General features: G+C 39.4%; 10 protein-coding genes. 9 read left to right on the top strand and 1 reads right to left on the bottom strand.

What is annotated here, in order from left to right; genetic code table 11:
* Positions 1-680: 680 nt before the first annotated feature.
* The 9 genes from B9T23_RS00810 (at position 681) to pgaD (ending at position 14,932) form a co-directional block, all read left to right on the top strand.
* Complete coding sequence (locus B9T23_RS00810) at positions 681-3,521, top strand: 2-oxoglutarate dehydrogenase E1 component (protein WP_067724200.1); 2,841 nt, start codon at positions 681-683, stop codon at positions 3,519-3,521.
* Entirely contained in the window at positions 3,521-4,738 is a 1,218-nt protein-coding gene (gene odhB / locus B9T23_RS00805) for a 2-oxoglutarate dehydrogenase complex dihydrolipoyllysine-residue succinyltransferase (protein WP_086192470.1), read from the top strand. The genes B9T23_RS00810 and odhB overlap by 1 nt, the downstream gene beginning before the upstream one ends.
* A gap of 60 nt (positions 4,739-4,798) precedes the next feature.
* Positions 4,799-6,232, top strand: a complete 1,434-nt coding sequence (gene lpdA / locus B9T23_RS00800; RefSeq protein ID WP_067724022.1) for a dihydrolipoyl dehydrogenase — start codon at positions 4,799-4,801, stop codon at positions 6,230-6,232.
* 170 nt (positions 6,233-6,402) lie between these two features.
* Positions 6,403-7,569, top strand: coding sequence for an ADP-forming succinate--CoA ligase subunit beta (gene sucC / locus B9T23_RS00795; protein WP_086192468.1), 1,167 nt, complete (start codon positions 6,403-6,405; stop codon positions 7,567-7,569).
* A 13-nt stretch (positions 7,570-7,582) separates the two neighbouring features.
* Positions 7,583-8,473 (top strand): succinate--CoA ligase subunit alpha, encoded by an 891-nt coding sequence (sucD, locus tag B9T23_RS00790; RefSeq protein ID WP_086192465.1) that lies wholly within the window; start codon positions 7,583-7,585, stop codon positions 8,471-8,473.
* A gap of 370 nt (positions 8,474-8,843) precedes the next feature.
* Positions 8,844-11,321, top strand: a complete 2,478-nt coding sequence (pgaA, locus tag B9T23_RS00785; RefSeq protein WP_086192842.1) for a poly-beta-1,6 N-acetyl-D-glucosamine export porin PgaA — start codon at positions 8,844-8,846, stop codon at positions 11,319-11,321.
* Entirely contained in the window at positions 11,321-13,159 is a 1,839-nt protein-coding gene (gene pgaB / locus B9T23_RS00780) for a poly-beta-1,6-N-acetyl-D-glucosamine N-deacetylase PgaB (protein ID WP_086192462.1), read from the top strand. The genes pgaA and pgaB (B9T23_RS00780) overlap by 1 nt, the downstream gene beginning before the upstream one ends.
* Positions 13,159-14,427 (top strand): poly-beta-1,6-N-acetyl-D-glucosamine synthase, encoded by a 1,269-nt coding sequence (gene pgaC, locus B9T23_RS00775; protein ID WP_086192460.1) that lies wholly within the window; start codon positions 13,159-13,161, stop codon positions 14,425-14,427. Before pgaB (B9T23_RS00780) ends, pgaC begins: the two co-directional genes overlap by 1 nt.
* Entirely contained in the window at positions 14,420-14,932 is a 513-nt protein-coding gene (pgaD, locus tag B9T23_RS00770; protein WP_086192458.1) for a poly-beta-1,6-N-acetyl-D-glucosamine biosynthesis protein PgaD, read from the top strand. Before pgaC ends, pgaD begins: the two co-directional genes overlap by 8 nt.
* Here the strand turns inward: pgaD and pgaB (B9T23_RS00765) are convergent.
* On the bottom strand, positions 14,898-16,124 hold the full coding sequence (gene pgaB, locus B9T23_RS00765; protein ID WP_086192841.1) for a poly-beta-1,6-N-acetyl-D-glucosamine N-deacetylase PgaB: 1,227 nt from the start codon (positions 16,122-16,124) through the stop codon (positions 14,898-14,900). The two genes, pgaD and pgaB (B9T23_RS00765), sit on opposite strands and share 35 nt — an antisense overlap.
* Positions 16,125-16,230 lie beyond the last annotated feature (106 nt).

The raw sequence follows: 16,230 nt of genomic DNA, 5'->3' as shown, positions 1-16,230 counted from the left end.
TAAATCGAAATGACATGAAAGCTTAATTAAATTGTAGTTAAGTTGTTCGAATTGACAATTAAAGCGCCAATCTCAAGTTTGAATCTACAAAGTTGAGATTAAAATGTTAAGATATAACCTAAATAAAGAGGGCCAGTTTAAATATTGTGCTCTCTTTTATTGTATTGGGTTTGCTGGCTTGGGACTATAGTCTACATTGAATCCAATTATTAAATAAAGCACCATATGTTAGTTGAAAATGTTAAGTATGTATTTCGCTAATTTATGAGAGGTATGTGTCAAAAAAATCAATTGTAACCAGATATCATGTTACGATTTGACACATCGCTATATTTAAAAAAAAGCGCCTTATTTATGTACATTTTTTCAACATTTTAGAGTGTGTATAAGGTTTATAAATAGAGATCAATCGTTTTAGAAAAAATAGGTCGCGCAGTTATTTTTTCTAAGTCGATTTGCAAAAAATTGCTCGGTTTCGGTCGAGTATTTAAATGAGTGATGATGCCAATGAGGGCGTTATGATTCATTATTCACATTGGGTTATTCCTGATGTAGTGATAACGCCTCATGGCTTATGCCTAATGGGGACTAATGTCATATTACCAATTTGACATTATTAATCATGGGTTCGCTTAAAAAGCATCCTGAAAATGTTTTTGCAATAGGAAATGGGTCCACAAATGCAAGAAGTTGCTGACGCTCTGCGTCTTGACACTGAACTAAGCGCTGACAGTGCAGCGTATATTGAAGAACTTTATGAACATTATTTGACGTCACCAGACTCAGTTGGAGCTGACTGGCGTGAATATTTCGATAAATTCCCTAAAGGTGATCAACCACATAGCAATGTACGTGAGCAATTCCTTTTATTAGGTCGCAATTCAAGCCGCGTACAACCTGTTGTTCAAAGTTCTGTAAGTTCTGAGCATGAACGTCGTCAAATTGGCGTTTTACAACTTATTGCTGCTTATCGTAATCGTGGTCATCAAAAAGCAAAATTGGATCCATTAGGTTTGGCAAAACGTGAAGACGTGCCTGATCTTGATCTTGCTACGCACGGTTTAACTAAATCTGATTTCGATACAGTATTTAACACAGGTAACCTTGCACTAGGTAAAGCAGAAGCGACGCTTGGTGAAATGGTTGAAGCAATGGAAGCCGTTTATTGCGGGTCTGTTGGTACCGAATACATGCACATTGTTGACACTAAAGAGAAACGTTGGATTCAACAACGTCTTGAAGGTGCGAAAGGACAATTTAACTTTACTGCAGAACAGAAAAAACACTTCCTTGAGCGTTTAACTGCAGCTGAAGGTCTAGAAAAATTCCTGGGTAACAAATACGTTGGTGCTAAACGCTTCGGTGTTGAAGGCGGTGAATCATTTATCCCTATGGTAAATGAAATCATTCAACGTGCAGGTGCTGTAGGTTGTAAAGAAGTTGTGATTGGTATGCCACACCGTGGTCGTCTCAACCTTCTTGTTAACATCATGGGTAAAAACCCAGCAGATCTTTTTGGTGAATTTGAAGGTAAATCAATTCATAAAAAAGGTTCTGGTGACGTTAAATACCACCAAGGTTTCTCATCTAACGTAATGACTGCGGGTGGTGAAGTTCACTTGGCATTGGCGTTTAACCCATCACACTTGGAAATCGTTGGACCAGTCGTTGAAGGTTCTGTACGTGCTCGTCAAGTGCGTCGTCGCGACATTGGTGGTGATGATGTATTGCCAATTATTGTACATGGTGATGCAGCATTTGCAGGTCAAGGTGTAAACCAAGAAACCTTCCAGATGTCACAAACTCGTGGTTATACAGTGGGTGGTACAGTTCACATTGTGGTAAATAACCAGGTGGGCTTTACAACGTCTGATCCACGTGATGCACGTTCTACCGAATACTGTACTGATATCGCGAAAATGATTCAGGCACCGGTATTCCATGTGAATGGCGATGATCCAGAAGCTGTGATTTTCGTGACTCAATTGGCACATGATTTCCGTCATACTTTCCGTAAAGACGTTGTGATTGACATGTTCTGCTACCGTCGTCGTGGTCATAACGAAGCAGACGAGCCAGCAGCAACACAGCCAATGATGTACCAAGTGATCAACAAAAAAGTGACTACACGTACACTTTATGCAGATCAACTGGTTAAAGAAGGTGTTCTTGACCGTGCCTCTGCTGATCAAATGGTTGAAAATTACCGCGCAGATCTTGAAGCAGGCAAGCATGTTGCCAACGCACTGGTATTAGAACCAAATACAAAAATGTTTGTGGACTGGAAACCTTATTTAGGTCACGAATATACAGATGTTTGGGATACCACTTTCCCAATCGAACGCTTGAAAGAAATTGGCGCAAAAATGCGTGAGCTTCCTGAAGGTTTCGTGATGCAACGTCAAGTCGCGAAAGTGATTGATGAACGCTTGAAAATGCAAACTGGTGAAATGCCATTGAACTGGGGTGCGGCTGAAACTTTAGCTTATGCAACCTTGCTTGACGAAAGCTACATGGTTCGTATTACTGGTGAAGACGTTGGTCGTGGTACCTTCTCGCATCGTCATGCGAAATTGCACAATCAGGTCGATGGTTCAACCTATATTCCGCTTTGTCATATCAAAGAAAACCAACCGCGTACTGCAATTTATGACTCATTGTTGTCAGAGATGGCAGTGCTTGCGTTTGAATATGGTTATGCAACCACAATTCCGCATGGTTTAATTGTTTGGGAAGCGCAATTTGGTGACTTCGCGAACTGTGCACAGGTTGTAATCGACCAGTTCATCGCTTCAGGTGAAACCAAATGGGAACGTGTATGTGGTTTAACCATGTTGCTTCCACACGGTTATGAAGGTCAAGGTCCAGAGCATTCATCTGCACGTTTAGAGCGTTTCTTACAGTTATGTGCTGAAGAAAATATGCAAGTGATTACTCCAACGACACCTGCACAGATTTTCCATGCATTGCGTCGTCAAGCGGTTCGTCCAATCCGTAAGCCATTGATCGTGACTTCACCCAAGTCATTACTTCGTCACAAACTCGCAACCTCTACTTTAGAAGAGCTTGCAACTGGTACATTCCAGACTGTGATTGATGAAGTGGATCAAATCAACCACGCTGACGTGACTCGTTTAGTCCTTTGTGGCGGTAAGGTTTACTATGACTTACTTGAAAAACGTCGTGCAGAAAATCTAAACAACACTGCAATCGTTCGTATCGAACAATTGTATCCATACCCAGAACAACGTATTGCTGAAGTACTTGCTTCTTATCCAAACCTAAAAGAAGTAGTTTGGACTCAAGAAGAGCCGAAAAACCAAGGTGCTTGGTTATTCATCGCGCCACGTCTATATGATGATGTGATGAAATCTGCTAAACAAGTTCGTATCAGTTACGCAGGCCGTCCAGCTTCTGCTGCGCCAGCTTGTGGTTCACCATATTTGCATGCAAAACAACAAGCTCAGCTAGTAAATGACGCATTGGCGATCGTAGCTGAACAATCAGGAGATTCTAAATAATGGCAACCGAAATTAAAGCACCGGTATTCCCAGAGTCAGTTGCAGACGGTACGATCGCAACTTGGCACAAACAACCAGGTGAAGCTGTATCACGTGATGAAGTGATCTGCGATATCGAAACTGATAAAGTTGTTTTAGAAGTTGTTGCTCCTGCTGACGGTACAATCGCTACTATCCTTAAAGGTGAAGGCGAAACTGTTCTTTCTAACGAAGTGATTGCACAGTTTGAAGAAGGTGCTGTTTCAGGCGCTGCGCAAACTCAAGCAGTTCAGTCTGAAGGACAAGTTGAACAAGCTGCATCTCAAACTGAAGCGGGTGCTGCACCTGTTGTTGAACGTGCTCAACCTGTTTCTGATCAAGCGCCTGCAGTACGTAAAGCATTGACTGAAACTGGTATTGCTGCTGCTGATGTTACAGGTACTGGTCGTGGTGGCCGTATCACTAAAGAAGATGTTGCAAGTCATCAAGCTAAACCAGCGGCTCCTGCTGCTGCACCATTAAGCGTTGCTATTGGCGAACGTATCGAAAAACGTGTTCCAATGACTCGTCTTCGTAAACGTGTTGCTGAACGTCTTCTTGCTGCAACGCAAAGCACTGCAATGTTGACGACGTTTAACGAAGTGAACATGAAACCAATCATGGAAATGCGTGCTCAATACAAAGATGCATTCGAGAAACGTCATGGTGCACGTCTTGGCTTTATGTCATTCTTCGTTAAAGCTGCAACTGAAGCACTTAAACGCTACCCAGCGGTAAATGCTTCAATTGATGGCGACGATATCGTGTATCACGGTTACTATGACATCGGTGTTGCTGTATCTTCTGAGCGTGGTTTAGTGGTTCCTGTACTTCGTGATACAGACCGCATGAACTATGCTGAAGTTGAAAACGGCATCCGTGGTTTTGCTGCTAAAGCACGTGACGGTAAATTGGGTATTGAAGACATGACTGGCGGTACGTTCACTATTACTAATGGTGGTACTTTCGGTTCATTGTTGTCGACTCCTATCTTGAACACGCCACAAACTGCAATCTTGGGTATGCATAAAATCCAAGAGCGTCCTATGGCTGTAAATGGTCAAGTTGAAATTTTACCAATGATGTACTTGGCACTTTCTTATGACCACCGTTTAATCGATGGTAAAGAAGCTGTAGGTTTCCTTGTAGCAATTAAAGAATTGTTAGAAGAGCCAGCTCGTCTTATCCTTGATCTTTAATTCTAAAGAATAAATCCATGGGCTTAGGGCGAACCTCTAGGCCCATTTTTGGAGATAAAAATGTCTCAACAATTTGACTTAGTTGTAATTGGCGGTGGACCAGGTGGTTATGAAGCGGCGATTCGTGCTGCTCAACTTGGTTATAAAGTTGCTTGTATCGAAAAACGTATTCATAAAGGCAAGCCATCTTTAGGCGGTACTTGCTTAAACGTGGGTTGTATCCCTTCTAAAGCTTTACTTGATTCTTCACATCGTTATGAAGATACCGTTCAGCATTTAGATGACCATGGTATTACCACGGGTGAAGTTAAATTTGATCTTTCTAAAATGCTTGGTCGTAAAGACAAAGTTGTAGATCAATTGACGGGTGGTATTGCTCAATTGCTTAAAGGCAATGGCATTGAATGGTTACAAGGTACTGGTAAATTACTTGCGGGTAAAAAAGTTGAATTCACTCCATTTGAAGGTGAAGTTCAAGTTTTAGAGCCTAAATATGTGATTCTTGCGACGGGTTCGGTTCCTGTAAATATTCCTGTAGCTCCTGTGGATCAAGACTTAATCGTTGATTCTACTGGTGCGCTTGAATTCCAAGAAGTACCTAAGCGTTTAGGTGTGATTGGTGCCGGTGTAATCGGTCTTGAATTGGGTTCAGTATGGCGTCGTTTGGGTGCAGAAGTTGTTGTATTTGAAGCAATGGATGCATTCTTGCCAATGGCTGATAAAGCTTTGGCAAAAGACTTCCAAAAACTGTTGACTAAGCAAGGTATGGATATCCGTATCGGTGCAAAAGTTGCAGGTACTGAAATCAACGGTCGTGAAGTGACGGTTAAATATAACCAAGCTGGTGAAGACAAAACTGAAACTTTCGATAAATTGATCGTTTGTGTAGGTCGTCGTGCATATGCTGAAGGTTTATTGGCTGATGATTCAGGCATTAAATTGACAGAGCGTGGTTTGGTTGAAGTAAACGATTGGTGTGCAACTTCTGTTGAAGGTGTATATGCGATTGGTGACTTGGTACGCGGTCCAATGCTTGCACATAAAGCAATGGAAGAAGGCGTAATGGCAGTTGAACGTATTCACGGTCATGCTGCTCAAGTCAACTACGACACCATCATCTCTGTAATCTACACACACCCAGAAGCGGCTTGGGTAGGTTTAACAGAACAGCAAGCGATTGATAAAGGTCATGAAGTTAAAACTGGTCAATTCGGTTTTGCGGTAAATGGTCGTGCTTTAGCTGCAGGTGAAGGCGCTGGTTTCGTGAAGTTTGTTGCTGATGCAAAAACGGATCGTTTATTGGGTATGCACGTGATTGGACCTGCTGCGTCTGATATCGTTCACCAAGGGATGATCGCACTTGAGTTTGTATCTTCAGTTGAAGATCTACAGTTGATGACTTTCGGTCACCCAACTTTCTCTGAAGTGGTACATGAAGCTGCACTGGCAGTCGATGGACGTGCAATTCACGCGATTCAACGTAAGCGTAAGTAATTCGAAAAAAGAGCGACTTAGGTCGCTCTTTTTACATTTCATGGTTGTTTTTATTGGAACAATCATCTAAAAATAAAGATAACGATTTTAAAAAATGCCAATACTGCTTTGACGGACGTCTGGGTATTGGTGGGTCATAACAAAGCAAAGAAGTAATAAAAGGTTATTCGATGAATTTACATGAGTATCAAGCAAAAGCGTTATTAAAAAAATATGGTATGCCTGTTCAAGAGGGTGTACTGGCAACCAATGCAGCAGAAGCTGTAGCAGCATTTGAGCAACTCGGCGGTAAGTTTGCCGTAATGAAGGCTCAAGTTCATGCTGGGGGACGTGGTAAAGCAGGTGGGGTTAAAGTCGTAAAATCAAGCGATGAAGCCGCTGAATATGTAAATGGTATTATTGGGACACGCCTTGTGACTTATCAAACGGATGCCAATGGTCAGCCGGTAAATAGTGTTCTGGTGTGTGAAGATGTCTATCCCGTTGAACGTGAATTGTACCTCGGTGCAGTGGTTGATCGTTCTAGCCGCCGCGTAACTTTTATGGCATCGACTGAAGGCGGTGTGGAAATTGAAAAAGTCGCAGAAGAAACGCCAGAAAAAATTATTAAGATAGAAGTGGATCCTTTGGTGGGATTAATGCCTTTTCAAGCACGTGAAGTGGCCTTTGCACTTAACTTAAAAGATGGACAAATCAACCAATTTGTCAAAATTATGACGGCTGCTTATCAGGCATTTATTGAAAATGATTTTGCCCTGTTTGAAATTAATCCACTTTCAGTTCGAGAAAATGGCGATATCTTGTGTGTCGATGCAAAAGTGGGGATCGATTCAAATGCACTGTATCGTTTACCTGAAATCGCAGCAATGCGTGATAAATCTCAGGAAAACGAGCGTGAATTGAAAGCTTCTGAATTTGATCTGAACTATGTTGCTTTGGAAGGTAACATTGGTTGTATGGTCAATGGTGCAGGTCTTGCCATGGCAACCATGGATATCATCAAATTATATGGTGGTCAGCCTGCGAACTTCCTTGATGTTGGCGGTGGTGCAACCAAAGACCGCGTCATTGAAGCATTTAAAATCATCCTTTCCGACTCTTCTGTACAAGGTGTGTTGATCAATATCTTTGGTGGTATTGTGCGTTGTGACATGATTGCAGAGGCAATTATTGCAGCGGTTCAGGAAGTACATGTCACTGTACCTGTAGTTGTTCGCCTAGAAGGCAACAATTCAGAGTTAGGGGCAAAATTACTCGATGAATCAGGTTTGAAATTAATTTCTGCGATTGGTTTGGCTGATGCCGCAGAAAAAATTGTTGCTGCAGTGAAAGCGTAAGGGAGTATCAATCATGAGCGTATTAGTAAATAAAGACACAACCGTGTTGGTACAAGGTTTTACCGGTAAAAATGGAACTTTCCATTCAGAACAATCGATTGCTTATGGCACCAAAGTTGTTGGTGGGGTAACACCCGGTAAAGGGGGGCAAACACATTTAAGCCTTCCTGTATTCAATACCATGAAAGAAGCGGTACGTGAAACAGGTGCGACTGCAACCTCTATTTATGTGCCTGCACCTTTTGTACTTGATTCAATTATTGAATCGATTGATTCAGGTATTGAATTAATTGTGGTGATCACAGAAGGCGTACCAACTTTAGATATGCTTAAAGCCAAACGTTATCTTGAAACTTATGGCAATAACGCACGCTTAATTGGTCCAAACTGTCCAGGAATTATTACACCGGGTGAATGTAAGATCGGGATTATGCCGGGTCATATTCATCAACCGGGTAAAATTGGCATCATCTCGCGTTCGGGTACATTGACTTATGAAGCTGTGGCGCAAACGACTAAGCTTGGTTTAGGTCAGTCTACTTGTATTGGAATCGGGGGTGACCCAATTCCAGGTATGAACCAGATTGACTGCTTAAAACTATTCCAAGAAGATCCGCAAACCGAAGCCATTATTATGATTGGTGAAATTGGTGGAACGGCAGAAGAAGAAGCAGCTGAATATATCCAATCCCATGTCACCAAGCCTGTTGTGGGTTATATCGCGGGTGTAACTGCGCCTAAAGGTAAACGCATGGGGCATGCAGGTGCAATTATTTCAGGTGGTAAGGGCACAGCAGAAGAAAAATTTGCTGCCTTTGAAAAAGCAGGCATGGCATATACCCGTAGTCCAGCAGAATTGGGTTCGACTATGCTTCAAGTGCTGAAAGATAAAGGCTTAGCTTAATTTTTAGCGAAATAAAAAAAGCTCTCATTTGAGGGCTTTTTTATTCAATGGTATTTTTAAATTATAGAAAATAAATGATGACCAGTTTGACATTAAATCTTGCAGAGGTTGGAAAATTTTAATTTAAAAATTATCGAATTGATAAGAGAATATAGACTGTGCTATTTATTCTTAACAGAAATACTCTCATAGAAAAAAATATAAAACAGATAAATATTAAATTTTTCACGGTTAAAATAAAGTGATAAGTGTCACATTAATACTTAAAAACACAAAATGAAACACAAAAGAGTATTGATATCAGAAGGTTTGAGGGTATTGTTTATTTCATTGCAATAATTAATAACAATGAATGATGAATATTTTAAATATGAATAAAATAAATTCTAAATTAAATATACTTACGCTCTCTTGTGGCACTTTACTGTTTTCTTCATTCTTGCATGCAGAATTAATCTATAGGGACTCTGTTGACCCGCAACGTGAAGAAACAGTAGGTTCGATTAAGCAAGGGCAAGTAGATGCAGGTGTACAAAAACTCAGACAATTATTAATACTTCAACCCAATAATCAGAAACTGATTGCTGACTTTGTGGTGATGGCATATGAACATCAAAAATTTACCGAGCAAGATATTAAATATCTTTCTGGCATACAAAATACCCAATTTCCAGAATATGCAAAGATTAGCGTAATTAAAGCACTGCGGGATTTAAAGAAATTTGAATTGGCAGAACAATGGGCAAAAAAATTCGCTCAAGATGATCCTAATCAACAATGGTTGGTTTTGATAGGAGTGTTGCAGGCAGAAGCGGGTAAAACGGATCAAGCAAAAAAAACACTTTCTCAGATTGATATCAATTATGTGGAAGCAGATTATTTAGCACAGCTCGCTTATGCATACAGATTATTAGATATGCCGATTGAGGAGTTGAATGCAGCTAGCCTAGCTGTGGAAAAGAATCAAAATAGCAGTACGCAAGAACAGTATGCATTGGCACTTATGGTAAACGCTGATTATGCTAAGGCTGAAAAATATATTCAAAAGAATGAATCATTAACGAAAAATTCCCAACTTAGAGCTAATGCAAAAATTGGTGAATTTACCCAACGCATTATAAATGCAGTAGAGTATTACAAACTTTCAACTTATCGTGATCGTGGAAATGTTGCTTATCAACAACTTGATCTAGTCATCGCCGATATGACAAAGTTTGAAGCTCAGTTGCCTAATGATCCTAATATCAAACGTAAATTTTACTATGAATATATTTATGCATTGAATGAGAGAAATTGGTCTGAAAGAGTCTTTGAGCAAATTCCAAAAATTGGATTGCCGATTGATCAAATGCCTGCTTATGTGCGTCACTCAATTGCAGATGCATATTTAAAGACTCAGCAACCTAAATTAGCTGAAGCGCAATATAAAAGTTTGCTGAAAGAAAGAAATTATCCCAACTTTAAAGTTTATTCCGGTATTTATTACGCTTTAATTGAACAAGAAAAGTTTCAAGAAGCCAATCAATTACTCCTTGATATGGACAAATTATTGCCCACTTTTCAATACAGTAATGCAAAAGGGGTTGATAAAGTGACCCATGATGACCGTAGTGAATATTTAGGATTAGTCGGTCTCAACTACGCGTATCGTAATGAGGATGCTAAAGCAGAACAACATTTTGAGGAGTTGGTTGCAAAAGCGCCCAATAATGTGATTTATCAATATCATCTTGCACTTATTCAACGATGGCGTGAAAAACCACAGCATTCTGAATGGACATTGGCACAGTGGGATGGCGTTGAACCTGTTGATCCAGGTGTTCGAGTGAATCATTTACAGAACATGCAAGCATTAGGTGATATTCAACAATGGCGTAAGCAGAATGCTTATCTCATGCAAAATATGCCAGGAGATACCGCAGTCATAAAAAGTAAAAAAGAACTTGATGATCGAAATCATGTATCTATTCAACATCAGAGTACTTTTTCAGAGAGTGAATCTGATAATTCTGCCTTGCTTAATCGTTTAAAGGGAAGTCAAGAACAGGAAAACTGGACACGCATTAACAGCCCCTGGTTTTATGACAATTATCGTACTTATGTGGATCATCACATTCGTTCGGCTGACTACACTGAGGGTAAAATTGATGATCAACGCTTAGGGCTTGGTCTTGAATGGGCATCACGTCGTAAAGTTGCAAATATTATGCTTTCTCAAAGCATAGATGATCAAGCCGATCGTTTTGGTGTGAAATTGAATTGGTCGCAATGGTTAAATGATCATTGGCAGTATGTTTTAGGTTTCAATAGTCAGGCTGATATTCCATTACAAGCCATTAGAAATGGCGATGAAGGTCAATCTTATTCCGTTGGCATGAATTGGCAACAGAATGAATCTCGCAAAGCTGGAGCAACATATCAACTGACTGATATTGATGATGGAAATACCCGTCAGGAATTTTCCACTTATTTTAAACAGCAGATTTTTCAGTCACCCCATCATATTACCAACTTGGCATTAGGTGGGTATTACAGTCAAAACGATAAAGTTCTAGTTGATTATTTCAATCCTGAAGAAAGTTATAGCGCAGAAATGACTTTAGAGCATGACTGGATGACTTGGCGTCGTTATGACCAATATTTTCAACAACATTTTCAAGCAACTGTCGGAGCTTTTGGGCAAGATGGATTTTCCTCAAAACCGATTTATAACGTATTTTATGAACATGACTGGAAAATTAATCGAACCTGGAGTCTAAACTACGGCATTGGATGGGGGACACATCCTTATGACGGTGAAGATGAAAAGAGAACGTATGGAACTGTTGGTTTTGAGGGGCGTTTTTAATGAAGCAAATTGCAAAAAAAACATTTGCAGTAATTGTGATTGCAGCTTTGGCAATTCCTACACTGGGTATGGCTCAAAATGGAACAAAGGCTGCAATTGAAATACCAGATAATCTGTTTGTGACGCTTACTTTTCATGATGTGCGAGATGATGTTGCTCGAATAGGAGATAAAGATGTTTATGCGATTAGTACTAAAAATTTAGCGCAATATTTTGCATGGCTCCAGCAAGAAGGTTGGCATCCCATTCGCTTGAAAGATGTATGGCAAGCTCGCCAGAAAAAAAAGAGTTTGCCTCCTAAATCAGTTTTATTAACATTTGATGATGGCGCATTAAGTAGTTATTCCCATGTTTATCCTTTATTGAAACAATATAACTTTCCTGCTGTATTTGCCATTCCCACAAGTTGGATTAATGGCAATACCAAAGACGCTTATGAAGCTTATGGTAAAAATAACTTGATGAATTGGGATCAAATGCGTGAAATGCAACAATCAGGTTTAGTCGAGTTTGCTTCACATTCAGACAGTATGCATAAAGGTATTCTTGCCAATCCACAAAAAAATATGCAGCCTGCCGCAATTACCCGTGAATATTTCCCCAAACTTCAGAAATATGAGTCTGATCAAGCTTATCAGGAACGAGTGGTGGAAGACTTGAAAAAGTCTAAAGAAATCTTAGATTTTGAACTTGGTATTAACACCCAGGGTGTTTTTTGGCCTTATGGTGCAGTGACAAAAGAAAGCGAACAACTTGCGGCAAAGGCAGGATTGCCAATGTCTTTTAGCTTGGGCAGTATGTCTACCTTTGCAGACTCGGGCAAAACATATCAACGCGCTCTTGTGATGGATAATCCAACGCCTGAAATGCTTCGCACTCAGATGGAAGATTTTTTAACTTTTGCCCGTGCCCCTCATAAGCAACGTCACAGTTTTATCCGTTTCGATTTAGCTGAAATGGTCAGTCCCAATAATCAAATTTTTGATCAAAAACTTGGACAGTTTTTAGATCAAGTCAGCGCATTAAAAACCAATATGATTTTATTAAAAGCAGTAGCTGATGAGAATGGTGATGGAAAAATAGATGTGACATATTTCCCAAATCGCCAGTTGGGTATGCGTCAAGATCTGCTTAATCGTACAGTTTGGCAAGCACGTACACGTATTGAAAATGATGTATATGCAGAACTGCCGATTAGTCTGGAAACAAAACAAGGTTTTAATCTTGCAGAGTTAACAGCTGATTTGGTTAAAAATAACACGAATCTTGAGGGCTTGGTAATAGAAACAGGAGATGAGTTTCTATGTGCTGTAAAAAATAAAACTTGGGATGCGGACTGTAGTAAGAAAATAAATCAAGTTTTTCAAATTAAAGAAAGAACTAAACAAAAGGCCAAGTATTACTCGAATATTAGTAATAACTATCAGACTGCTTTAAAAATAAGTTTAAAGGATAAACATGTTGAGGGTATAAAACCCTTAATTGAGCATAGCTTAACTTATAGCGATTTCCTTTATATTGAATTTGATCCGGTAGGTCATCCTGAAATATTTAAAGCTATACAAAAGCAGTTACAACAATTGAGTGATAAACAAATACAGCGCTTGATTTTTAGTTTTACGGTCAATCCCAATGCCAAAAAACGTGAATGGAAACAGTATCAGTACGATTATCAAACCTTAAAAAATTTATCTGTACAAAAAATTGGTATTAATAACTATCACTTAAAAGATGGACAGAAGATTCAGGAAAATCTTTATCGGGAATTAAGCACCAATGGTAGTCCATTAACTTATCGAAATCCTTATGAGCGTAACCTTGCTAAGGAGGTAAAATAATGGAATGGTTTAATGAACTTCGATTCAGTGATTTTTATTTTGGCTTTGCTTTTTTCTATCCATTATTTATGGCTTGGATATGGATTGCAGGCGGCATGTGGTTTTATCTAAAGCATGAACGTAAACAACCTGCCATACCATCCGCTAGTGAACATGCTTGCAGTATTATTATTCCTTGTTTTAATGAAGAAGCCCAGGTAAGAGACACTATTAAATTTGCGATGCAAACCCAGTATCCAAAGTTTGAGGTGATTGCGGTAAATGATGGTAGTCGAGATAAAACTGCTGAAATTTTAGATGAGCTTTTACTGCAATATCCAAAACTTAGAGTGGTTCATTTGGCTGAAAACCAAGGTAAAGCCTATGCACTTCGTGCGGGTGCAATGGTGAGTCAAAATGAATATTTGGTCTGTATTGATGGGGATGCCTTATTACACCCGCATGCTGTGTTATGGATGATGCATCATTTAACCCGTTTCCCGCGAATTGGTGCTGTAACAGGTAATCCTCGTATTGTGAACCGTTCTAGTATCCTTGGTAAAATTCAGGTCGGTGAATTTTCCTCCATCATTGGATTAATTAAACGTGCCCAACGAACCTATGGGCGTATTTTTACAGTGTCGGGGGCTATTGTCGGTTTCCGCAAAACTGCTTTAAATCGCATTGGTTATTGGCGTGATGACATGATCACAGAGGATATTGATGTTTCATGGCGTTTACAATTCGATCACTGGGATCTGCAATATGTGCCAAGAGCACTTTGTTACATCTATATGCCGGAAACAATAAATGGGTTGTGGAAACAACGCTTACGTTGGGCACAAGGTGGAATTGAAGTCTTAATGGCTTATTTACCTAGATTATTTAAATGGAATTTGCGCCGGATGTGGCCGATTGCACTGGAATCCGTTATCAGTGTGGTTTGGGCATATGTGATGTTTGGTATTATTCTTTTGTACTTATACGGTCTGTTTTTTTCTTTACCGGGCGAGTGGGCAATTCAATCGCTCTTTCCTCAATGGTATGGGGTGATTCTGGGGCTAACTTGTCTTATCCAATTCTTTGTCAGTTTATGGATTGATAAATCCTACGATAAAGATCGAATGTTCAGGAACTATTTTTGGGTTATTTGGTATCCGTTATTTTTCTGGATTCTAGCCATGCTGACCACGGTTGTAGCATTGCCCAAAACAATTTTCAAAACTAAAAAGCGTGCGCGATGGGTCAGTCCAGATCGTGGTTTTAGAGGAGAGGCGAAAAATGACTAATACTAATATAGATAAATTTCATATTGTTAAAGATGAGTCGAAGTTAGAACTTCCTGCATACATTGATCAACCAGAATATGTACGAAATAAATCAGTGGGCTACAGTTTGCAAATTGTGGGTTGGTTCGCTTTTATGTGGTTGTTTATGCCGCTGCTGACAGTATTCTTCTGGTGGGTAGAAGGTGAAACAATTTATCAACAGTTGGTGATACAGGCTGCACCCGATAGCCAGCTGAGTTTAATGAATATCATCCTTATGATAGTCATTTTTATTTGTGGACTGCTGCTTTGGGCAACGTATAACTGGATTCGTTTTTATAACCGTGAACGCCGTAGTACTCCTTTAGCCATAGATGAACAACAGATTGCTAAAAGTTTTAAGGTCAATAAGGTAGATATTTTAAATATGCAACAAGCGAAGAATCTAACCCTTTATTATGATAACAAAGGGAAGCTGGAATTTTTTGAGATTAATCATCAGTTAAAAAAACGTGTTTCAGCTTAGATGGATGAGGATGTTCATTGACAAAATCATCGGGGTAATAACCAATATGTTTTACCCCATGTTTTTCTAAAAATTGTATAGTCTCAATAATTTCTTGCGTTGAAAGTTTCTGATTATTTATCCAATTCACTGCTTGAAGTTCAAAAATAGTACGATCCAATTTTGGATCGTATTTTTTTGACTGTTGAATTAAGTCTAAATAAAATTGTTGATGATCATCTGCTTCTTCCATATAGGGCATCGCCATGATGGCATTGTAATCATAGTATTTATATGTGCTTGGCATCGACTGGCTAAACCAATTTTCACTAACGGGATTCAATATCACGGGTGCATACATATTCCGTGCAGTAAGGATATTGGGTTGCTGTTGTTTAAGTATCTTGCTAATACCTTCAGCAAATTGGTCAAGATATGCTGTTTTGTGTTGAGCTAATGGCGCTTGTTTTGGAGAATTGTGAAGTTTTGATACCTGCTCTGAATTAAACCCCCACGCTTGATACATCTTTCGGGCAGGAGCAGAAATATCTTCATAATCGCTGAGAGTGATATCATCATGATAGAGCACACCATCGACTGAATTGGACTTCATAAAATCTAAATAAATTTCAGAAACGTATTTAAGATTTTGTTGGTCAAATGGAGAAACTCGAATATAACCTTGCTTTCCGCCGCCACTATGTGAAACATAGGGAATGTGGTAGCTTTTTGGAAATTCCCAAGCCATTAAAGGCAGCCACGCATATATATGCTGCACCTGTGTTTTGCTACGAATTTGCTTCACAAGGAGCGGAAAAAGATTTTCTCTTAATGGGATGTGACGGTTTTTAAAGTAAACCTGATCTACCGACCCATTCGCGTCTGGATCAGCAAAAGCCTGTAAAAAAATGGTATTGGGCTGAATCTGTTGAATCCGTTCTATTAAATTCCGAATATTCTCATGTTGCTGTTTTTTGTCCTTGTCATATACGTAGTCAATATCAATATGCATAATGCGCATCTGATCAATTTTGGTGATTTTTTTTGCAGATGGGGCTGATTTTTTGACGATATTCTGCTGAACAATCTCATCAATGGGGTGATTTTTAATTTGAGTTAAATTCGCAGAGTTTGCAGACAAAGGCAGACAACCTATACTTAAATAAAAACAGTGAATGAAACGATTTTTATATATATATTTTAAATTTATCATTTTTTTATCCTCGTTTTTAAGCGGATTGTTCACTGTATAGCCCATTATTCTTTTGAAAAAGCAGAAAACAGTTGTGGCTATAGTGTAGTCAGATTTGGGCTGATCA

It is taken from the genome of Acinetobacter terrae (genome assembly GCF_002135195.1).
Taxonomy (GTDB): domain Bacteria; phylum Pseudomonadota; class Gammaproteobacteria; order Pseudomonadales; family Moraxellaceae; genus Acinetobacter; species Acinetobacter terrae.
Note: the sequence above shows the minus strand (reverse complement) of the source record. Positions and strands in the feature narration are given on the sequence as shown.